This window comes from Alterinioella sp., from assembly GCF_058343375.1.
Genome location: NZ_JBTUJH010000122.1, coordinates 1 through 4,539, shown reverse-complemented (window position 1 = coordinate 4,539; position 4,539 = coordinate 1). Strand labels below are relative to the sequence as shown.

The 4,539-nt window shown below is 64.6% G+C and carries 4 protein-coding genes and 1 riboswitch; of the genes, 3 read left to right on the top strand and 1 reads right to left on the bottom strand.

Annotated features, from left to right (window positions below; all coding sequences use genetic code 11):
* Positions 1–113: 113 nt before the first annotated feature.
* Positions 114–734, bottom strand: a complete 621-nt coding sequence (gene cobO, locus ACW8PS_RS15580) for a cob(I)yrinic acid a,c-diamide adenosyltransferase (protein WP_491528434.1) — start codon at positions 732–734, stop codon at positions 114–116.
* A gap of 38 nt (positions 735–772) precedes the next feature.
* Positions 773–998, top strand: a riboswitch (cobalamin riboswitch).
* Positions 999–1,098: 100 nt separating this feature from the next.
* Between cobO and ACW8PS_RS15575 the strand changes: the two genes are divergently transcribed.
* The 3 genes from ACW8PS_RS15575 to ACW8PS_RS15565 form a co-directional block, all read left to right on the top strand.
* Complete coding sequence (locus ACW8PS_RS15575; RefSeq protein WP_491528433.1) at positions 1,099–1,470, top strand: DUF1636 family protein; 372 nt, start codon at positions 1,099–1,101, stop codon at positions 1,468–1,470.
* Positions 1,471–1,474: 4 nt separating this feature from the next.
* A complete protein-coding gene (cobW, locus tag ACW8PS_RS15570; protein WP_491528432.1) occupies positions 1,475–2,509 on the top strand; it encodes a cobalamin biosynthesis protein CobW in 1,035 nt (344 codons plus the stop codon).
* A 9-nt stretch (positions 2,510–2,518) separates the two neighbouring features.
* Positions 2,519–4,539: cobaltochelatase subunit CobN (locus ACW8PS_RS15565; RefSeq protein ID WP_491528431.1), on the top strand; the 2,021-nt coding region annotated here is incomplete at its 3' end.

Below are 4,539 nucleotides of genomic sequence, written 5' to 3'. Positions count from 1 at the left end.
ACCTTGCCACGTAACCCTAAAAAACTCGTTCCATCTGGCCCCAAAACCCGGGGGGGCGGGGGGCCCCCCCCCCCACATCGGTCGGATTGCCGAAGGCAATTCGAGACCAGCCCTCAAAATTCCACACCCTTCTGCCCTTTGATCCCAGACCTGAACGGGTGCTTCACCAGCGTCATTTCCGTCACCAGATCGGCCACCTCGATCAGCTCTTGCTTGGCATTGCGCCCGGTCAGCACCACATGCGTCATCTCGGGTTTTTCCTCGCGCAGGAACCGCACCACTTCGGCGATATCCAGATAGTCATAACGCAGCGCGATGTTGATCTCGTCGAGCAGCACCATGCGGATCTCGGGGTCTCGGATCAGCTCTTTCGCCTTGTCCCACCCCTTGCCGGCCATCTCGATATCGCGGGCTTTGTCCTGCGTTTCCCAGGTGAACCCCTCGCCCATTGCGTGAAACTGGCAGAGATCGCTGAAATTACCCTCCAGGATCCGCCGCTCGCCCGTGTCCCAGGCCCCTTTGATGAACTGAACCACGGCGCAAGGCATGTCATGCGCCACACAGCGCAGGATCATGCCAAAGCCGGACGAGGATTTACCCTTCCCTGTCCCGGTATGGACGATGATCAATCCCTTCTCGCCCTCTTTCCTGGCCATGATCTTGTCACGTGCGGCCTTCTTCTTGGCCATCTTCTGGGCGTGGCGGTCTGCTTCCGAAAGGGGCGTCTCGGTCATCTCGGCATCCTTTGCTTGACAACGGGGCGGGCAATGCCGCAGGTGCGTTTCGTGCTGGTTCCTGTCTTAGGGCAGGCGAAGAGGGAATGCGACAGGCTTTGCGACCAATGAGCGTCCAGGGCCGAAGCGCAGCCGCCCCCGCGACCGTGACCGGAGAAGGCCCCCATTTCCACTGGCACCCGCGCCGGGAAGGGAACGGGGCCGCCGGGGCCGGATGCCCCGATATCCGCAAGCCGGGAGACCTGCCAGCGCGAAGGATGTAGAAGACCGCGCGAACGGGGTGTTTCGGGCTGGCCTTGGGGGCGGTGCAAACTGTCCCCCGGCTGGTATCCCCCATTCCGCCAAAGAAACAGGGGGGCCGCATATGGCTCAGGTGACACTCACAATCTGCACCACCTGCCGCAAGACGGTGGATGGCGAACGGGTGCCGGCCGAGCCGCGCCCCGGGGCCCGGATGTTCGAGGCGCTCACGCGCGCAGACCTGCCCGAAGGCGTCCGGGTGGTCGGCAATGAATGCCTGTCGGCCTGTTCCAACGGCTGTTCCATGGTGTTGTCGGGCGGGCCAGAGCGCTGGACCTATGTCTATGGCCGCCTCGATCCCGATGACCATATCGACGACATCCTTAAAGGGGCCGCCGCCTATGCCGCCACGCCCGATGGCATCGTGCCCTGGCGCGACCGCCCCGAGATTTTCCGCAAGCAGAGCCTTGCCCGCATCCCCCCGCAAAAGGACTGACCCCATGGCCGCGCTGTCAAAGATCCCCGTCACCGTCATCACCGGCTTTCTGGGGGCCGGCAAGACCACCCTTATCCGCCACCTGATGGCCAACCCGCAGGGCAAGCGGCTGGCGGTGCTGGTCAATGAATTCGGCACCGCCGGCGTCGATGGCGATATCCTGAAATCCTGCGCCGATGAAAATTGCCCCGAAAGCAATATCGTCGAGCTTGCCAATGGCTGCATCTGCTGCACCGTGGCCGATGATTTCATCCCCACCATCGAGGCGCTGATGGCGCTGCCGCAAACGCCCGAACATATCCTGATCGAAACCTCGGGCCTGGCCCTGCCCAAGCCGCTGCTGAAAGCCTTTGACTGGCCCGCGATCCGCTCGCGCATCACCGTCGATGGTGTGATTGCCCTGGCCGATGCCGAGGCCGTGGCGGCGGGCCGCTTTGCGCCCGATGAGGATGCTGTGCAGGCGCAGCGCGAGGCCGATGACAGCCTCGACCATGACACGCCTCTGGGCGAGGTGTTCGAGGATCAAATCTCCTGCGCCGATATCATTCTGATGTCCAAGGCCGATCTGGCGGGTTCCGAGGGGCTGGCGAAGGCAAAAGCCGTGATCGAGGCCCAGATGCCGCGCCAGGTGCCGATCCTGGCGATGTCCGAGGGCGTGATCGACCCGCGCATCATTCTGGGGCTGGGGGCCGCGGCCGAAGATGATCTCGACGCCCGCCCCAGCCATCATGACGGCGCGGATGACCACGAACATGACGATTTCGACAGCGTGGTGATCGAGTTTTCCGAGATAGAAGACCCCAAGGCACTGGAACGGGCCGTGCTGCGACTGGCGCGGGAACACAACGCGCTGCGGATAAAGGGGTATATCGCCGTGAAGGGCAAACCGATGCGATTGCTGGTGCAGGCCGTGGGTGACCGCCTGCGCATGCAATATGACAGGCCCTGGGGCGATGCGCCCCGGCGCTCGCAACTGGTGGTGATCGGTGAACATGATCACATCGACCCGGCAAAGATCCGTGCCGTGCTGGAAGGGTAGAGCAGACCAATGCATGTTGTGTTCCGCGAAAGCCATGGGTTGGAGGAAACCGACACCCCCCAGGATCTGGGCCAAAGCCCGGCCGATCTGGTGGTGCTGTCCTTTTCCGATTCCGATCTCGGAGCTTTTGCGGCAGGCTTCCATCGGGCCAAGGCGGCCGGGTTCGCCCCTACATTGCGGCTCGCCAATCTGGTGGCGCTGAAGCATCCGCTCTCGGTTGATACCTATGCCGAACAAACGCTGGCCGGGGCCAAAGCGGTGCTGGTCAAGCTGATCGGCGGCGAAAGCTACTGGCCCTATGGTCTGGCGACATTGCGCGAGATGGCCGACACCACCGGCATGGCGCTGGCCGTGCTGCCCGCCGATGGCCGCCCCGATCCGCGATTGGATGAGATCTCGACCCTGCCGGTTTCAACCCTGCGCCGCCTGCAACATCTCTGCGACGCCGGCGGCGCGATTGCGGCCCATGCCGCGCTGGCCCAACTGGCGCTGGCGGCGGGGCTCTATTCGGGGCCGGTTCTGGGCGAAAAGACCGTGCCGGATTTCGGCTGGTATCACCCCGATACCGGCGTGCAGCGGGCCTTTGATTCCCCCGACAAACCGCTGGTTCTGGTAAGCTTTTACCGCTCCTACCTGACCGCCGCCGATACCGAGCCGGTCGAGGCCCTCATTCAGGCGCTCGAGGCGCGCGGCTTTGCCGCCATCGGCGTTTTTGCCTCCTCATTGAAAAACCCCGCCGCCGCCGCCTGGCTGCGGAGCGAGACCACCCGCCTTGCCCCGGCCGCCATCGTCAATGCCACCGCCTTTTCGGCGCAAGGCGCAGATGGCGCGCCATCGCCGCTGAACGCCACCGGTGCGCCGGTGTTTCAGGTCGCGCTATCCACCGCGCAGCGCAAGGATTGGCAAATCGCCGAGCGCGGGCTGTCGCCTGCCGATCTTGCCATGCATGTGGTGCTGCCCGAGGTCGATGGCCGCATTTTCGCCGGTGTCGCCAGCTTCAAACAGCCCGGCCGCCGCGATCCCGACCTGCAATATTGCCGCTTTGCCCACAGCGCCGATGCAGGCCGGATCGCTGCCGTGGCCGATCGGGTCGCGGCCTGGCACCGGCTGGCCAGTCTGCCCGCTGCGCAAAAACGGCTGGCTGTGGTGCTTTCGACCTATCCCGGGCGCGACTGGAACCTGGCCCATGCCGTGGGGCTGGATGCGCTGGCCTCCTGCAGCGGTCTGCTGCAGATGCTGGCCCAGGACGGGTATGATACCGGCACCATCCCCAATCTGGACCGCGCGTTGCAGGACACGAAACTCCGCTGGCCCATGGCCGAGTATAAGGCGGCACTGGCCCACCTGCCCGACACGCTGCGCGCTGACCTTATCGCCGCCTGGGGGCCGCCCGAAGCCGACGCCGCGGTGCAGAACGATGCCTTCCATTTCGCCGCCATCCGCAGCGGCAACGCCATTATCGCCCTGCAACCCGAACGCGGGCATCTGCAGACCCGCGATGATGAATACCATGACCTCGCCCGCACCCCGCGCCATGGCTATGTGGCGTTCTACCTCTGGCTTGCGGCGCAGGCCGATGCGCTGATCCATGTCGGCGCGCATGGCACGCTGGAATGGCTGCCGGGCAAATCGGTGGCGCTGTCGGACACTTGCTGGCCCGAGGCGCTGACCGGTTCCATGCCTGTCATCTACCCCTTTATCGTCAATGATCCCGGTGAGGCGGCGCAGGCCAAACGCCGCATCGGGGCCGTCACCATCGGCCATCTGCCGCCGCCCATGGCGCAGACCACTTTGCCGGAAAATATGGGCCGGCTCGAATATCTGCTGGATGAATATTCCACCGCCGACGGGCTTGACCCGGCGCGGCGCGACCGGCTGATTGCCGATATCAGGGATGAAGCCCGGGGCACCGGCGTCGAGGCCGATCTGGGCATCCCCGAAGGCGCATCACCGGCCGAGGCCATCACCCGCATCGACCGTTTCGTCTGCGACATCAAGGAAAGCCAATATGGCGACGGGCTGCATATCTT

Coding starts and splice junctions, on each gene's coding strand:
- cobO (WP_491528434.1), bottom strand. CDS start 734: ATGACCGAGACGCCCCTTTCGGAAGCAGACCGCCACGCCCAGAAGATG.
- ACW8PS_RS15575 (WP_491528433.1), top strand. CDS start 1,099: ATGGCTCAGGTGACACTCACAATCTGCACCACCTGCCGCAAGACGGTG.
- cobW (WP_491528432.1), top strand. CDS start 1,475: ATGGCCGCGCTGTCAAAGATCCCCGTCACCGTCATCACCGGCTTTCTG.